Annotated in this window: 1 protein-coding gene and 1 pseudogene; both read right to left on the bottom strand. The window is 46.7% G+C overall.

Going from position 1 to position 1,049, the window contains the following annotated elements; all coding sequences use genetic code 11:
* Nucleotides 1–646: LysR family transcriptional regulator (locus R7190_RS25865; protein ID WP_318137676.1), on the bottom strand; the 646-nt coding region annotated here is incomplete at its 3' end.
* 114 nt (nucleotides 647–760) lie between these two features.
* A pseudogene (locus R7190_RS25860) lies at nucleotides 761–1,049 on the bottom strand (hypothetical protein); the annotation flags it as partial.

The raw sequence follows: 1,049 nt of genomic DNA, 5'->3' as shown, positions 1-1,049 counted from the left end.
AGGTTTGTTCAGAGAGGCGGCAGGCATCCAAAATATGATCTTTGAGGCAGTGGCCTTCTTTAAGCAGCATGAGGTTGGTGTCTTGTAGTTCTTCGGACGTAATGCTGCTTTGGTCTGTGTGCATTTGCCCATCGAGCGCGACCCAGTAAAAGTCTTCTTGCCAAACCTCTACCGTTAACAAGCCGTCACAAGGGTAGGGGATGGCCAGCACGGCCGCGTCAATCTCACCGCTGTGAACCATGTCGACCAGGACATGCGACTGTTCTTCGACGATGTCTATTTTCGCGTTGGGGTACTGCTCTTTTAAGGTGAGTAACAACTTTGGCAGAAGATAAGGTGCAATGGTCGGGATCATGCCAATGGACAACGGAAAGCAAAAAGGTTCGCCGCAACTGTGGTCGAGGTGTGCCATGTCTTCCAGTTGAAGCATGATGTTGCTGGCTTTGTCCAAAACCTCACGACCAAGTCGCGTGACGAGCACTTTTTTATTGTCCCGTTCAAAAATCTTAATGCCTAGCTGACGCTCCAGTTCACTGACGCCTGTGCTCAACGTTGATTGGCGAACATGACACAAATCTGCTGCTTTACGAAAATGCAGCGTTTTTGAGACAGCCAAGGCATAAGATAATTGTTTTATCGATAGCATAGCGTTTATCCATCCGTTGAGTCTTCTCGTCGTTCAAACTTCTCGTTCTAATGATCAAGCTTAGAAGATGGCTTTTTGTTATTCGAATTTCCCTAACGTTGTACCTGCCTTTATTTACCATCCTTTCGCTCGGCATTGCCGTTCGATTCTGAGCGCGACTTGCTGTACTTGGTGATCAAGATAATCGGTCGAACTCACCATCTGTCGCATGTCTTCAACAAAATGAGCGGGGCGAATCATCCGCAAAGTGTTTTCGTTTTTGCAAATAAAGTCGACACGCGGAATGCCAAGTTCATCCTCGTATTCAATGATGTAAGTTGCGGCGGTTTGGTGATTAAGTTGTGTGTTGAGTTCGAACATCCAATTGAGATACTGCTCTTCAATCCAACTTGAATAGTGCTGC

The organism is Vibrio sp. 1078-1, from assembly GCF_033340475.1.
The sequence above is the reverse complement of the archived record's forward strand: the minus strand, read 5'-3'. Positions and strand labels throughout refer to the sequence as shown.